Here is a 14,598-nt window from a genome sequence, read left to right on the forward strand (position 1 = left end):
CGGCTCCGCTCACCGGGGCACCGGCACGGAGGCGAGGGCGCTGTCGAGGACGGCCGCGACGCTGACCCCCTCGAGCTCGGCCTCCGGCCGGAGCGCGAGGCGGTGCGCGAGGGTCGCGTGCGCGAGCGCCTTGACGTCGTCGGGCGTGACGAACCACCGCCCGTTGAGCCAGGCCCAGGCGCGGCTCGTCGCGAGCAGCGCCGTGGCTCCGCGGGGGCTGACGCCGAGCGAGATGGACGGAGAGGTGCGCGTGGCGCGGGCGATGTCGACGATGTAGCCGGCGATCTCGGGCGACACCTCGACGCGCCGCACGGCCTGCACGCCCGCCTCGAGGTCGGCCCGGCCGGCGACGGCCCGCAGTCCCGCGCTCGACAGGTCACGCGGGTCGAAGCCGGCCGCGTGCCGTCGCAGCACGGCGACTTCGTCCTCGCGCGGCGGCAGCGGGAGCGTCACCTTGAGGAGGAACCGGTCGAGCTGGGCCTCCGGCAGGGGATAGGTGCCCTCGTACTCGACGGGGTTCTGGGTGGCCGCCACGAGGAACGGCGTCGGCAGCGGGCGTGGCCTGCCCTCGACGCTGACCTGGCGCTCCTCCATCGCCTCGAGCATCGCCGACTGGGTCTTCGGTGGCGTCCGGTTGATCTCGTCCGCGAGGAGCAGGTTGGTGAACACCGGACCCTCGCGGAACGTGAAGTCCGACGTGCGCGGGTCGAGCACGAGCGAGCCGGTGACGTCGCCCGGCATGAGGTCGGGCGTGAACTGGACCCGCTTGGCGGTGAGGTCGAGCGCCGCCGCGAGCGATCGGACGAGGAGGGTCTTGGCGACGCCGGGGACGCCCTCGAGGAGGAGGTGGCCGCGGGCGAGGAGGGCGACGATGGCCGCGCTGACGGCGGCGTCCTGCCCGACGACGGCCTTGGCCACCTCGGCGCGCACGGCGTTGAGGGCCTGGCGGGCGGCGTCCGAGGGGCCGTCGCCGTCGGGGCCGGGCGCATGGGGCAGGGCGTCCCGGAACGGCTCGGGCTCGTCCGGTGGTGTCGTGGGCGCGGTGCTGGTCTGGGGGTCGGGCGTCTGGCTCATGCGCTTCGCACGCTCTCCTCGAGGTCGGCCAGCCGCTGCGCGAGCAGCAGCAGGTCGCGGTCGGTGGTCGGGTCGGGACCGTCGAGCGCGAGCTCGACGTCGGAACGGGGCAGGCCCGAGGCCCGGGCGGCGGCATCGACGAGGGCGACGACCGGGGTCGAGCGCGGCAGGCCGAGGCGGTCGGCGAGCCGGGTGCGGGTGCCGGCGCGCAGCGCCCGCGCCGCGAGCGGCCGGTCGGCGGCGCGGTGGTAGAGCCGGCCGCGGGCCTCGGTGGTCTCGACGGCCCGGACGACGACCGGCAGCGGCTCGACGACGAGGCGACCGAGCCGGCGCCCGCGGGCCAGTGCGAACGCGACGACGGCGGCGGCCAGGAGCAGCGCCCCCGGTGTGAGCCAGCCGGGCACGCCGCGGCCGGGGTCCGTCACGTGGTTGCCCGAGGAGTCGGGTGCATCGAGGTCGGAGACCCCGGGCACGTACCAGAGCAGGTGCTCCGTCGGCCCCAGCGTCCGCAGGGTCAGCGCCGCGTGGCTCGCGTCGAGCACCTGGCCGTTGCTGACCGCCCCGGCCGATCCGAGCACGACGGTCTCGGGCGCGCGGCCCTCCGGCGGGAGGACGACGAGGGCGCCGGAACGCTGGGTGCCGGTGCCCGCGGGGGCGCTGCCGGAGCCCTCCGACGTGTTCCCGGAGCCGTCCGACCCGCTGGCCTGCCCGCTGCCCTGCCCGCTGCCCCTCGCGGCGTCGGGGGTCGGGAAGCACACCGTCGCACCGGCGGCCGAGCGCGACAGCACCGGCGGCTGCGGGGCGTCCGGGTCGGCTGGGTCGTTAGGGTAGGCCGGATCGGTGGGATTGGCGGGGTCGGTGGGGTCGGCGGGGGTGCCGGCCCGGTCCGAGGGGACGGTGCCGGCAGCGCCGTGGAGCAGCCCGTAGCTGCTCCACGAGGTCTCGAGCCGGTCCGTGGGGTCGGCGACGCCCGACGTGCACCCGGCACTGAGGTGCGTGCGGCCGCGGTCGGTGACGGTGAGCGGCAGGCCGAGGTCGCCGAGCTCGACGTCGTCGGGCTCGACGACAACGAACCGGTGGGTCTGCTCGACGGCGAGGGTGAGCCGTTCGGCGGCGCCCTGGCCCAGGTAGGTGGCGTCGGTGAGCACGACGGTCCACGCGGCGCGGGTGTCGCCGGAGTCGAGCGTCCGCTCGAGGTCGCCGATGCTGCGCACGACGGACACCTCGACGCCCTGCTGGCGAAGCACCTCGGCCGCCGCCCGGGCGCCGGCGTGGCCGGGGTCGTCGGGGTCGAGGGGCAGCCCGGACCGGGCCGGCCCGGCGACGACCGCGGCGAGGGCCCACATCGCGACGACCGCGGCGAGCACGAGCACGAGGACGCGGACCGCGGTGCGGCGCCGGCTGCGCGGCGCCTTGGGCGGGATGGCCGCGTTCCAGGCCGTCGGACCGGTCGACGGCCCCGCGACGTCGGTCACACCGGCGACCCCGGTCACCGCCGCGCTCACGGGGCACCACCCCGGCCGACGGCTTCGGCGGGGACACCGCCCGCGTGGGCCGCCGCGAGGGTCGGACGCGTGGCGCCGAGGCGCGCGTCGAGGTCGAGGACGCGGCGGGCGTCCTCCACCTCGACCGGGACGCGTCCGTAGACGACACGGTCGAAGAGGTCGGCGGCGTCGCGCACCTCGCCGGCCTCGACCGGGAAGACCGTGGCGAGGGTCGTGCCGATCTCGTGGGCGGTGCGCCCGGGCACGTCGTCGAGGAGGGTGCGCTCGGCGGCCGAGGCGGCCACGGCGCGGAAGGCGTCGGCCGTGGCGGTGGCCGCGTCTGCCCGGGCGAGGGCGGCCTCGGCCCGGGCCCGGTAGTCCGCTGAGGTCAGGTGCGGCTCGTCGAGGACCCCGCCGCCTGCGCCGGCCCGCGAGACGACCGGGGACCGCCGTACCGCGACGACGAGGATGGCGGCCACGACCACGGCGAGGACGACGAGCGCGACCGGCAGCGCCCAGCCCGGCGCCGACGGCGGGCCACCGACACCGGACAGCTGCTCGCCGAGCCAGTCACGGAACCGGTCGAGGAGGTTGCGGTCGTCGGCGTACGCCGGTGCGGCGAGCTCGTGGGCCAGCCAGGCCCGGGCCTGCTCGACCGTCGGGTCGAGCGGCGGGCTCGTGGGCAGGGCCGACGCGAGGGTCACGAGGCCCGAGCGTCGTGGCCCTGCATCGACCGCTGGAGCAGAGCGACGTCGAGGCCCTCGTAACGGATCCGCTGGTCGACGTAGAGCAGCGAGTCGACGCCCGAGCTGAACGGTGTCGTGAGGACGCTCTGGACCAGGACGACGCAGGCCTGCAGGACGGGCACCAGCCACAGCGAGCCGGTCACCGCGCCGGCCGAGATCAGGCCGCTGAGAAAGCTCACGGGCACGGCGATGACCGACCCCGCGACGCCGACGACGATGGCGGTCAGCAGCCGGATGCCGAAGATGCGCCAGAAGCCGCGCTTGCGGGTCAGCGTCCACGAGCGGCGCAGGGCCGTGACCGGGCCGGCCCCCTCGAGCACGACGATCGTCACGGCGAGGCACCACCGCACGCTGAACAGGACGACGAGCCAGATGGCGACGACGACCGCCAGGAAGGTGACGAGGCCGGCCCCGCGGCCGTCGCCGTCGCCGGTGCCCACCCACGCGGCCACGACCACGCCGACGAGGATGCCGAAGGCGACGAGACCGGCGAGCAGCACGAGCAGCAGGACGCCGAGCGCCGACCAGATGCGACCCCGGGCGGCGCGTGCCGTCTCGCCGAGCCCGATGCGTCGGCCCTGCACGCCCTGGCCGATGACGACGGCCATGAACAGCGGCAGGAGCAGCGCGGTGACGTAGGAGGCGATCTGGGGGATCGAGCCGGCCAGCTGGCCGTCGAACATCCGGAAGAACTCGTCGGGGGAGCCGTCCGCCGTCGCGTCGAACGGACCCGTGGCGGCGCTGCCCGCGATGTTCTGGGCGACCCACACGCCGACGAGCGTCAGCGGTACGAGGACGACCGCGGTCGTCACGAGGGCGAGGCCGATGGTGGCCGCCGGGTTGCCCCGCACGGCCGTCATGACCCCGCTCCAGATCTCGCCGAGGGTCAGTGGCCGGAGCGGGATGATGCCCGGCTTCGGGGCCAGCTGCGGCGGAACCCATCCCGACGGGGGCGGGTACGCCGCCGGGGGGTGGGACGCCGCGTACGGGGCGGGCGTCGGCACCGGCTGGGCGGGCGTGGACGGTGCGGTGCCGGGCGGTGGGCCCCACGACGCGTCGGACGTCGGGTCGTGGGACGGGCCGGTGGACGCCGAGGCCCAGGCGTCACCGCCTGCCGCTCCCGTCGTGTCCCGCGTCCTGTCTCCCGGAACGTCACTCGGGACGCCACGTGGAACGTCACGTGGAACGTCACCGGGCGGCGTCGCTGCCCCGGGAGTGGTCCACCCCTGCTCGTCGCTCACTGTCTGCGAACCTCCCTGTCGGTCCGCGGCAATGTACCCCGCCGCGGCGCCCCGCCGCGGCACGTGATCCACAATCGTCACGACACCGTGTCCGGTACCGCGGGAGGGCCTGTGGATAGTGCACCGGCCGGCCACTCCGGGCCTTCGCGGGCGGTCGGGGGCGGTCGCGGGCGGGCTCGTGGAGCGGGGTCGACGCGGGAGCGGCCCGCTCAGCCGGCCGACGGGATCGAACGGCTGCGCCCCCGGAACTCGGCGACGACGACGCCGTCGGCGGCCCGCGTCACCGTGACGTCGGTGAGGCCGCTGCGTCCGTACGCCGTGCGGACCCGGGCGTCGGCCACGAGCACGTCGCCGAGCCGTCCCGGTGCCGTGAAGGTGACGTCGGCCCCGGCCGCCACGGTGAGGTCACCGCGGGAGTTGCACGCCAGGGCGAACGCCGAGTCGGCGAGCGTGAAGATGAATCCGCCGTGGCAGATCGCGTGCCCGTTGACCATGTCGTCGCGGACGGTGAGACGCACGACGGCGTGGTCGCGCTCGACGACGACGGCCTCCATCCCGAGCCGCCGCGACGCCTCGTCGTCGTCCCACATGCGCTGCGCGAACGCGACCCCGGCCGCGACCTCGTCCCCGGACGCGTCCGACGCGCCCGATGCGTCCGACGCGCCCGACGCGCCCGAGGCGTCCGACGCGTCGGTGGCGCTCACGCGAGACTCCCGTCCGTGAGCGCCGGGCTGGGCCGGTAGCGGCCGCCCGGGAAGGTGGCGTCGAGCTGCTCGAGCTGCCGGGCGACCACGTCGAAGCCGATCTCACGGCCCCAGGCGATCGGCCCCTTGGGGTAGCGCGTCCCGAGCCGCATCGCGGTGTCGACGTCCTCGGCGCTCGCCTCGCCGCGGTGCACGAGGTCGACGGCCTCGTTGACGAGCATCGCCAGGGTGCGGGCAAGCGGGTCGGTCTCGAGGGGACCGCCGACGAGGCGTTCGGCGAGCGCGAGGTCTGGCTCGGCGTCCGTCGGGGTACCGTCGGCCCCGTACGTGTAGACGCCGGCGCCGGTCTTGCGGCCGAGGCGACCGGCGTCGACGAGCCGACGCTGCAGGTCGGTCGGGGCGTAGCGCTCGTCGTGGCCGGTCTGCTCCCACACCGACGTGCCGACCGCGAGGTTGACGTCCTGGCCGATGAAGTCCGTCAGCTCGAGCGGCCCCATCGGGAAGCCGCCTCTCTCGCGGAGGATCCAGTCGACGGTGGCGGCGTCGGCGACCCCGGACTCGACGATGCGCTGCGCCTCGCCGTAGAACGGCCGCGCCACCCGGTTGACGATGAACCCCGGCGTCGACGCGCAGCGCACCGGCGTCTTGCCCCACGCCTCCATGAGCGTCACGGCGTGCTCGACGTAGGCGCGCGAGGTCACGGTGCCGTGCACCACCTCGACGAGGCGCATGACGGGCGGGGGGTTGAAGAAGTGCAGGCCGAGGACGCGCTCGGGGTCCGTGACGTCCTGGGCGATGGCGTCGATGTCGATGCTGCTCGTGTTCGTCGCGAGGACGGCCGTCGGGGGTTGCCCCTCGGCGAGCTCGGCGAACAGCCGCCGCTTGAGGTCGAGGTCCTCGGGCACCGCCTCGACGACGAGGGCGCACTCCGGCAGGTCGCCGACGGCCTCCGCGGTCGCGAGGCGTCGCATGGTGGCGGTGGCGGTGGCCTGCTCGATGCGGCCGGTGTCGGCGAGGCGCTCGAGCGAGGCCCCGATCCGCTCCAGCGCCGAGGCCGCAGCGCCGGGGACCGCGTCGACGAGGACGACGGTGTGCCCGGCGACGGCGGCGACCTGCGCGATGCCGGCTCCCATGGCTCCTGCGCCGACGACGGCGACGCGGCCGAAGGCGGACTCGCCTGCGGCCTGCCCGCCGCGGTCGTCCTCGAGGCCTGCGGCGTCCGTGGGGGTCGGGGCGGCGTCGTCGGTGACCATGCGGCCATCCTGCCTCGTCCGGTCCGCGCGCCGGGCGCCGGACTAGCATCGATGGCGTGACTGCACCGGCGACGACGCCCACCACCCACCCGCTGCTCGACCGCCACACCGGCGTCCTCGACGAGATCCGTCAGGCGCTGGCCGGCCGCACGTACTACTCGCGCTACCCCGAGTCGCCGAGCCCCCGCGTCTACGGCGAGGACGCCGCCAGGGAGGGGCTGGCCGCCCACGAGGCGCACCTCGGCGCGCCGTTCGCCGCGCTCGCGAGCCAGCCGACCGACGGCACGTCCGTCGGCAGCGAGGTGTCGCCGTACGGCCCGGCCCTCGGCGTCACGTACCCCGCGCTCGACCTCGACGCCGGCCTTGCCGCTGCTCGCGAGGCGATGCGCGCCTGGTGCGACGCCGGCCCGCAGGTCCGGGCGGCCGTCTGCGTCGAGATCGTCGACCGCGTCAACGCGCGCTCCTTCGAGATCGCCAACGCCGTCATGCACACCTCGGGCCAGCCCTTCGTCATGTCGTTCCAGGCCGGCGGCCCGCACGCGCAGGACCGTGCGGTCGAGGCGGTCGCGGCGGGCCTGGTCGAGCAGGAGCGCGTGCCCGCGTCGGTCGTCTGGGAGAAGCCCGGCAAGGACCGCGAGGGCAGGCCGGCACCGCTGCGGATGCAGAAGGACTACCGCCTCGTGCCGCGCGGCATCGGGCTCGTCATCGGCTGCAACACGTTCCCGACGTGGAACGCCTACCCCGGCATCTTCGCCTCGCTCGTCACGGGCAACCCCGTCGTCGTCAAGCCGCACCCGCGCGCCGTGCTGCCCCTCGCGATCTCGGTTGCCGCGGCGCGCGAGGTGCTCGAGGAGGCCGGCTTCGACCCCGCCCTCGTCCAGCTCGCGCCCGAGTCCGACGGTGAGGGCCTGGCCAAGGTGCTCGCCGAGCGGCCCGAGGTCGCGATCATCGACTACACCGGTGGCCCGGCGTTCGGCGCCTGGCTCGAGGAGCGCGGCGCGGCGCTCGGCAAGCTCGTGTACACCGAGAAGGCCGGGCTCAACACCGTCGTCGTCGACTCGACCGACGACCTGCGCGGCGCCCTCGGCAACCTCGCCTTCAGCCTGACCCTGTACTCCGGCCAGATGTGCACGGCCCCCCAGAACGTCTACGTGCCCGCCGGCGGTGTCGACACCGACGAGGGCCACCTGAGCTTCGAGGAGTTCGGCGAGCGGCTGGCCGGCGCCGTGTCCCGTCTCACGGGCGAGGACGCCAAGGCGGTCGAGCTGCTCGGCGCCACCGTCAACGACCAGGTCCGCAGCAACGCCGACTCCCTCGAGACGCTGGCCGACGACGCCGACGGCCGCCTCGTGCTCGCCTCCCGACGCCTGACGCACCCGAGCTGGCCCGACGCCGTCGTGCGCGCACCCGGGCTCGTCGCCGTCGACGTCTCGCGCGAGGACGTCTACACGCAGGAGTGTTTCGGCCCGGTCGGCTTCCTCATCCGGACCGCCTCGACGGACCAGTCGCTGGCCCAGCTCGCCGACACGGTGCGCGAGCACGGCGCGATGACCGCCTCGGTGTACTCGACGTCCGAGGACGTCCTCGACCGCGCCCGCGAGGCGGCGGCCGAGGGCGGTGTCGCCCTGTCGGAGAACCTCACCGGCCAGGTGTTCGTCAACCAGACCGCCGCCTTCTCCGACTACCACGGCACGGGAGCCAACCCGGCCGCCAACGCCGCCTACACCGATGCGGCGTTCGTCGCCAACCGGTTCCGCGTCATCACCTCGCGCAGGCACGTGTGACCGCCGGGGAGAAGGCGGTGCCCACTCCCGTCGCAACCGACCGGGCGGCGTTGCAGCGCAAGGTGGTTCGCACCCTCGTCGGTTCGCAGGTTCTCGGCGGGGTCGGCATGGCCTGCGGCATCGCGGTCGGCGCCCTCATCGCCGAGGACCTCAGCGGCACGGAGGCGCTCGCCGGCGTCGGCACCACCTCGCAGGTGCTGGGTACGGCGCTGCTGACCATCCCGGTGGCTCGCGCCACAGCATCTCGCGGCCGACGCATCGGGCTCCGGCTCGGGCTGAGCCTGGCCTTCGTCGGCGCCGCGCTCGTCGTCGTCGCCGCGGTGCTGCGCTCGTTCCCCCTCTTCGTCGTCGGGATGTTCCTCTTCGGCGGCGGCACGACGGCCAACAACCAGACCCGGTACGCCGCAGCCGACCTCGCCGAGCCGGCACGACGGGGACGCGACCTGTCCGTGGTCGTGTGGGCCACGACGATCGGCTCGGTCACCGGCCCCAACCTCGTGGGGCCCGGCAAGGCCGTGGCCCACGTGCTCGGCCTGCCCGAGCTGTCCGGCGTGTTCGTCTTCTCGCTGGCCGGGTTCGTCCTCGCGTGGCTCGTCGTCGACCGGCTGCTGCGTCCCGACCCGCTCCTGACCGCGCGACGCCTCGACGCCGAGTCCCGCGCAGCGGACCTCCGGTCCCGAGGGGTGGACACCGAGGCGTCCCTGGTGCTGCCGGCCGACGCGTCGGTCGGGGCCTCGGCCGGCCCGGTGGACGCGCCCGGCGAGGCCGTCGGTGCGCCGGCGGACCCGTCCGCCGCACCGGCCGGCGAGGCGCCGAACCACGACGGCTCGATGCGCCGCGGCCTCGCGGTGCTCCGGTCCAACCCGCGCGCGCTGACCGGCATGCTCGTCATGGCCCTCGGGCACCTCGTCATGGTCAGCGTCATGGTCATGACGCCGATCCACATGAAGCACGGCCACGCCGAGCTCGAGGTCATCGGCTTCGTCATCTCGGTGCACATCCTCGGGATGTTCGCGCTGTCGCCCCTCGTCGGGATGGCCGTCGACCGGTGGGGCAGCCACTGGGTGGCGACCGCGGGCGGCGCCGTCCTCATGGTGGCGTCGGTGCTCGCGTCGTGGACCGCGGCGGGCTGGTCGGGTCTGCTCCTCGCCGCGCTCTTCCTCCTCGGGGTCGGCTGGTCGTGCACCCTGGTGTCCGGCTCGACGCTGCTCACCTCCGCCGTCTCGACGGACGAGCGTCCGGCGACCCAGGGCCTCGCCGACGTGCTCATGGGCCTGGCCGGTGCGGGCGGCGGCGTCGCGGCCGGCATCGTCGTGGGGTCCCTCGGCTACGGGGCGCTCGCGAGCGGGTCGGCCGTCGTCGGCGTCCTCATCCTCGTCATCGGTGCCGCGACCGCCACCCGCGCCGGCCGCCCCGGCCGCGCCTCAGCCGCCTCCGCCTGACCCCCACCGCGCGGCGCCCCGGCGCCCGGCCCCGGACCCCTGGGCCCCCGGACCCCCCGGACCCCCGGCCGTGCCGTCCCCCAGGCCGCTGCCCCGCAACACACCGAGCAGCTGCCAACCCGGCACAGGTACTCCAGCCCGGGTTGGCAGCTGCTCGGTGTGTTGCCGCGGAAGGGGTCGGGGCGAGTGGTCGGGGCGAGTGGTCGACGCGAGTGGTCGGGGCGAGTCGTCCGGGTGACTGGTCGAGGCGTTGGGTCAGGTCAGGAGGGTCAGGACGAATCCGATGAGCGGGACCGTGCCCTGGGACAGCGCCGGCCGCAGGTAGCGGCGGCCGCTCGTCGTCAGCACCGCTGCCGCCGCCACCATGGACCCGGTGCAGAAGAGCATGAGCGTGCGGCCGACCTCGTGGTGTCCGGCCCACCACAGGACGATGCCCAGACCGGCGCCGAGGCCGAGGAACAGGTTGTAGAAGCCCTGGTTGTACGCCATGGGCCGCGTCGTGTCGGCCGCGGACTGGTCGGCGACACCGAACCGCCGCCACACCTCGGGCCGGGTCCAGCCGATCGACTCCATCCAGAAGATGTAGGCGTGGAGCAGGGCGGCCAGGCCGACGACAACGCTCGCGACGACGCTCATGCTCGGATCGTAGGGGGCGCCCGACTCGAGCCGCTCGGCTCAGGCCGTGACGCGCAGGGTCGACGTGCGGTCGGGTCGCACGAGCACCTCGATGCGGTCGGCCACCCGCGACTTCAGCTCGGTGACGTGGCTGATGATGCCGACCGTGCGGCCGCCCTCGCGCAGCCCCTCGAGGGTCTGCATGACGTCGTCGAGGACGTCGGGGTCGAGCGTGCCGAACCCCTCGTCGACGAAGAGCGTGCCGAGGTCGACGCCGCCGGACTCCGCGCGGACGACCTCGGCCAGCGCCAGGGCGAGGGCCAGCGACACGTAGAAGGTCTCGCCGCCCGAGAGCGTTCCGACCTCGCGAACCTGGTTGGTGAGCATGTCGTGGACCCGCACCCCGAGACCGGACTTGGCGTTGCCCTTCTTGGCGTCGGTGTGCTCGAGCGTGTACCGGCCCCCGGAGAACCGCGCCAGCTCGGTGTTGGCCGCCGACAGAACCTCGGTGAACCGCCGGATGAGGACGTACTTGGCGAGGTCGAGGTTGAGCTGGTTGTCGCCGTTGCCCGCGACGAGCTGCCCGACGCGGACGGCGTCGGCGGTCTCGGCGATGACGGCCGCGTTGCGCTCGAGGGCGGCCGTGATGTCACCGACGCGCTGCTTGGTGCGGCTGACCTGGCCGCGGAGGGCGCCGTGCTCGCGGGCCGCCTCCTCCATCTCCTTCTTCGCGGTCCGCTCCAGGGCCACCATCGGTTCGATGTCGTCGAAGAGCGCGTCGAGCTGCACGTCGGCGAGCTCGGGCCCGGACAGGCCCGCCTTGACGCGGGTGCACGCGGTCTCGAAGTCCGCGATCTCCTTCTCCTTGGCGGTGATCCACTCCATCGGCCGGTCGGCCTCGAGCCACTCGGCGAGGTCGGTGAACCCGGCGGCGCGCAGGTCGGCGTCGCGGGCGGCCTCGTCCTCCGCGACGCTGGCTCGCGCGACGTCGCGGGCAGCGAGGGCATCGACGAGGGCGTCCACGTGGCCGGCCCGGGCCACGAGGGCTCCGCGGCGGGCCGCGACGCTCGGGTGGCCGTCGCGGGCGGCCTCGACCTCGGCTGCCTCGGACGCGACTCGGTCGGCGAGCTGCTCGACGGCGTGCCCGAGGCGCGCGACCTGGGCCGTCAGCGCCGTCGACGTCTCGGCGAGCTCGGACTGTCGCAACCGGAGGGCGGCGAGCCGTTGCATGCCGTGGGTGACGTCGTCGCGGGCCGCGAGGGACGCGGCGAGGTCGGCGGCCGCCCGCTCGGCGGCCGCCCGCGCGGCGTCGACGCCCTGGCCCCCCGCAGCCGCCGCCAGCTCGCGGGCCTCGGCGCGCAGCCCGGCGAGCGCCTCCGCGAGGGCGGCGGCCGAGTCGCGCAACGCGGTGACCCGGTCCTCGTGCTCGGCGACCTGCTCGGCCGTGACGGCGTCGGCCGTGGGTCGGGCCGGGACCGGGTGCTCGGCGGACCCGCAGACGGGGCACGGCTCACCGTCCCGCAGCGCGAGCCCGAGCTCGCCGGCGATGCCGTCGATGCGGGCGCGACGCACGCGGGCGAGCTCGGCCTCGCCGGCGCGCAGCGACTCGAGAGCAGCCGTGGCGGCGGCCTCGGCGGCGGGCAGCCGCGCGGCGGCGGCGGCGTGGGCGGTCGCGGCCTCGAGCCGGCGTCGGGCCGTCTCGGCGGCCTCGGCGCGCACGTCGAGGAGGGACACGAGGTCGCGCGCCGCGGTGAGCGCCTGCTCGTGCTCCTCGACGGCAGCGGGCAGCGCGGAGAAGCTCGGCGGTGACGGCGTCGAGGCGGTGCCGAGCGGCCTCGGCCGCCCGCCGCGCCTCGTCGAGCCGGTCACGACGCGTCGACAGGGCCCGCTCGAGGTCGAGTGCCGCGGCGAGCCCGCCGATGACCTCGCGCAGCGACGCCGCGGCCACCCGCAGCTCGGCCGCCGACCCGTCGCGCAGCGCCGGTTCGACCCTCGAGCGTGCCGTCAGGAGAAGCGACTCCGCCCGTTTGAGGGAGGCCTCGCTCTGCGCCAGCGTGCGCACCGCGCCGGCCACGGGGCGAGCCTGCCGGGCCCGCGACATGGCCCGCCTCAGGTCGTCGAACTCCACGGCCCGCGCGCCGAGGCTCTCGTCCTGGCGCTGCAGCTCGAGGAGCCGTTCGCGGCGTTGCTGGCGCAGCCGCGCGTCGCCGACCATCGATGCCATCTGCTGGTGGGCCTCGATGGCCTCGCGGCTGCGCTTGCCCGCGTGCCGCTCCCGCGTGACGAGCTCGTCGAGGACCTCGGTGAGCTCGGCGGTGAGCAGGTCCGGGGCCGACCGGCTCGTCTCGAGGAGTGCGTCGCGCGCCGTGTCGTCGAGGCCGGCGGACACGGCGAAGGCGTGCACGGCGTCGCGGATCTCGGCGACCGCGCCGGCCCGGCGAGCCTGTGCGGCCCGGCCGGCCTCGACGATCTCGTCCTGGACGCGGCGGAAGAACGCCGTGCCGAACACCTTCTCGAGCAGCTTGCCCTTGTCCTCGGAGCGCGCCCTCAGGAACGTCGCGAACTCGCCCTGCGGCAGGATCACCGTCTGCACGAACTGGTCGCGGGTCAGGCCGACGGCCCGGGTGATCTCGTCGTCGCAGTCGCCGAGGTTGGTCGAGAGCAGCTCGCCGCCGAGGAGGTCGTCGGGGGTCTGGACGCGCCACAGCTTGACCGACGGGTTCTGCACCGTGGTGCCGGCACCGCGGGTCTTCGGCCGCTCGAACCGCGGCGTGCGCTGGACGCGGTAGATGCCGCTCTGGGTCTCGAACACCAGCGTGACGACGGGGACCGTGCGCGGGTCGGCGTGGTGGGAGTGGATCCGCTCGACGTCGGCCGACGCCTGGGCCACCTTGCCGTAGAGGGCGAAGGTGATGGCGTCGATGATCGTCGACTTGCCCGAGCCGGTGGGCCCCTCGAGCAGGAAGAGCCCGGCACGGCCGACGGCGGCGAAGTCGATGGTCTCGGTGCCGGCGTAGGGGCCGATCGCCGTCATGGACAGGTGGTGCAGCTGCACGTCACCCCACCTCCTGCGCCTCGGCCAGGTGCTGCGCCTTGACCGCCGCCTCGTAGCCCGAGGCGAAGACGTCGACCTCACCCGCGCTCGCCTCGGTCTTGGTGACGTAGGCGATGAAGTCGCAGCCGAGCTCGCGTGGGTCGCGCTCGCTGACGACGGTGGTGCTCGCGCGCGCCCGCTCGACCGCGCGCTCGGGCTCGTGGAAGACCTGGAGCGCGTGCGGGAAGCGCGACCTGACCCGGTCCATGAGCGAGTCGGGACGGACCCGGTCGGTGACGGTCACCCGCACCCAGGCCTGCTCGGCGGACGCGTGCTCCGGCGAGTCGAGCAGCTCCTCGAGGCTGCCGCGCAGCGTCGCCATCGGCCGCGGCTGCAGGATCTCCACCGGCGCGACCCGGGCCGGGCCGGACGCGTCGAGGTCGACGAGGAGCGCGACCTTGGTGTGGTCCTGCTCGGAGAACGAGTACCGCAGCGGTGAGCCGGAGTAGCGCACGACCGAACCCTCGGCGCAGTCCGGTGCCTGCGGGCCGTGCAGGTGCCCGAGGGCCGCGTAGTCGATGCCGTGGAAGACCGTGCCGGCCACGCGGTCGACGCCCCCGACCATGATCGAGCGTTCGGAGTCGCTCGGGTCGGCACCGGCCACGAAGGCGTGCGCGAGGACGACGGACCGCACCCCCGGACGCTCGGCCAGATCGGCACGGATGCGGTCGCACGCGGCGGCGACGACCGCCTGGTGCGACCTCGGCAGCGGCTCGCCGCCGCCGGCGAGGGCGACGCGCGCGTGGTCGGGGTCGAGGTAGGGGATGCCGTACACCGCGGCCCGGACGCCGTCGCTGCCCTCGAGCAGGACCGGCAGGTCGAGCAGGCCGGGGTCGGTGACCATGCGGATGCGGTCGCGGAACAGCCCAGCGCCGTAGCCGAGCCGGATGGCGGAGTCGTGGTTGCCCGACGTGACGACGACGGTGGTGACCGCCGACAGTCGCGAGAGGGTCCACTCGAGCAGCTGGACGGACTCGACCGGCGGGACGCCGCGGTCGTAGACGTCGCCCGCGACGAGGACGGCATCGACGGGGACGCCGTCGGGCGGGTCCTCGACGAGCTCGCACAGTCGCTCCAGGACGGCTGCCTGCGCCTCGTGGAGGTTGACGCCGTGGAGCGTCCGCCCGAGGTGCCAGTCGGAGGTGTGGAGCAACCGCATGC

The 14,598-nt window shown here is 75.1% G+C and carries 12 protein-coding genes; 2 read left to right on the plus strand and 10 right to left on the minus strand.

Features of this window, described 5'->3' with window-relative positions; all coding sequences use genetic code 11:
- Positions 1-9: 9 nt before the first annotated feature.
- The 6 genes from AC1VM9_RS10110 to AC1VM9_RS10135 all read right to left on the minus strand — a co-directional run bounded on the left by AC1VM9_RS10110 (position 10) and on the right by AC1VM9_RS10135 (position 6,502).
- Positions 10-1,074: an AAA family ATPase gene (locus tag AC1VM9_RS10110; protein WP_481343575.1), complete on the minus strand. Its 1,065-nt coding sequence runs from the start codon at positions 1,072-1,074 to the stop codon at positions 10-12.
- The gene (locus tag AC1VM9_RS10115; RefSeq protein WP_483122520.1) at positions 1,071-2,579 is read right to left on the minus strand and encodes a DUF4350 domain-containing protein; all 1,509 of its coding nucleotides are present in this window, start codon (positions 2,577-2,579) and stop codon (positions 1,071-1,073) included. The genes AC1VM9_RS10110 and AC1VM9_RS10115 overlap by 4 nt, the downstream gene beginning before the upstream one ends.
- On the minus strand, positions 2,576-3,262 hold the full coding sequence (locus AC1VM9_RS10120) for a DUF4129 domain-containing protein (protein ID WP_483122521.1): 687 nt from the start codon (positions 3,260-3,262) through the stop codon (positions 2,576-2,578). Before AC1VM9_RS10120 ends, AC1VM9_RS10115 begins: the two co-directional genes overlap by 4 nt.
- Entirely contained in the window at positions 3,259-4,308 is a 1,050-nt protein-coding gene (locus AC1VM9_RS10125) for a DUF7847 domain-containing protein (protein WP_483122522.1), read from the minus strand. Before AC1VM9_RS10125 ends, AC1VM9_RS10120 begins: the two co-directional genes overlap by 4 nt.
- Before the next feature lie 446 nt (positions 4,309-4,754).
- On the minus strand, positions 4,755-5,249 hold the full coding sequence (gene paaI, locus AC1VM9_RS10130) for a hydroxyphenylacetyl-CoA thioesterase PaaI (protein ID WP_483122523.1): 495 nt from the start codon (positions 5,247-5,249) through the stop codon (positions 4,755-4,757).
- Positions 5,246-6,502, minus strand: a complete 1,257-nt coding sequence (locus AC1VM9_RS10135) for a 3-hydroxyacyl-CoA dehydrogenase NAD-binding domain-containing protein (protein ID WP_483122525.1) — start codon at positions 6,500-6,502, stop codon at positions 5,246-5,248. The genes paaI and AC1VM9_RS10135 overlap by 4 nt, the downstream gene beginning before the upstream one ends.
- Before the next feature lie 56 nt (positions 6,503-6,558).
- Between AC1VM9_RS10135 and paaN the strand changes: the two genes are divergently transcribed.
- Together paaN and AC1VM9_RS10145 are read left to right on the plus strand one after the other, a co-directional pair.
- A complete protein-coding gene (gene paaN / locus AC1VM9_RS10140) occupies positions 6,559-8,286 on the plus strand; it encodes a phenylacetic acid degradation protein PaaN (RefSeq protein WP_483122526.1) in 1,728 nt (575 codons plus the stop codon).
- A 17-nt stretch (positions 8,287-8,303) separates the two neighbouring features.
- On the plus strand, positions 8,304-9,728 hold the full coding sequence (locus tag AC1VM9_RS10145; protein WP_483122527.1) for an MFS transporter: 1,425 nt from the start codon (positions 8,304-8,306) through the stop codon (positions 9,726-9,728).
- A gap of 255 nt (positions 9,729-9,983) precedes the next feature.
- Here the strand turns inward: AC1VM9_RS10145 and AC1VM9_RS10150 are convergent, their stop codons facing one another.
- The 4 genes from AC1VM9_RS10150 to AC1VM9_RS10165 form a co-directional block, all read right to left on the minus strand.
- Positions 9,984-10,364 (minus strand): DUF1304 domain-containing protein, encoded by a 381-nt coding sequence (locus tag AC1VM9_RS10150; protein WP_481343756.1) that lies wholly within the window; start codon positions 10,362-10,364, stop codon positions 9,984-9,986.
- 39 nt (positions 10,365-10,403) lie between these two features.
- Complete coding sequence (locus AC1VM9_RS10155; protein WP_483123992.1) at positions 10,404-11,573, minus strand: SbcC/MukB-like Walker B domain-containing protein; 1,170 nt, start codon at positions 11,571-11,573, stop codon at positions 10,404-10,406.
- Between the two features lie 280 nt (positions 11,574-11,853).
- On the minus strand, positions 11,854-13,398 hold the full coding sequence (locus AC1VM9_RS10160) for an AAA family ATPase (RefSeq protein WP_483122528.1): 1,545 nt from the start codon (positions 13,396-13,398) through the stop codon (positions 11,854-11,856).
- Between the two features lies 1 nt (position 13,399).
- Positions 13,400-14,596, minus strand: coding sequence for an exonuclease SbcCD subunit D (locus tag AC1VM9_RS10165; RefSeq protein ID WP_481345902.1), 1,197 nt, complete (start codon positions 14,594-14,596; stop codon positions 13,400-13,402).
- Between the last annotated feature and the right edge of the window lie 2 nt (positions 14,597-14,598).

Source organism: Monashia sp. HAY1-11D, from assembly GCF_056868035.1.

Excerpts from the sequence above, each read along its gene's own strand:
- AC1VM9_RS10110 (WP_481343575.1), bottom strand. The coding sequence starts at position 1,074 with ATGAGCCAGACGCCCGACCCCCAGACCAGCACCGCGCCCACGACACCA.
- AC1VM9_RS10135 (WP_483122525.1), bottom strand. The coding sequence starts at position 6,502 with ATGGTCACCGACGACGCCGCCCCGACCCCCACGGACGCCGCAGGCCTC.
- AC1VM9_RS10150 (WP_481343756.1), bottom strand. The coding sequence starts at position 10,364 with ATGAGCGTCGTCGCGAGCGTTGTCGTCGGCCTGGCCGCCCTGCTCCAC.
- AC1VM9_RS10155 (WP_483123992.1), bottom strand. The coding sequence starts at position 11,573 with ATGCAACGGCTCGCCGCCCTCCGGTTGCGACAGTCCGAGCTCGCCGAG.
- AC1VM9_RS10165 (WP_481345902.1), bottom strand. The coding sequence starts at position 14,596 with ATGCGGTTGCTCCACACCTCCGACTGGCACCTCGGGCGGACGCTCCAC.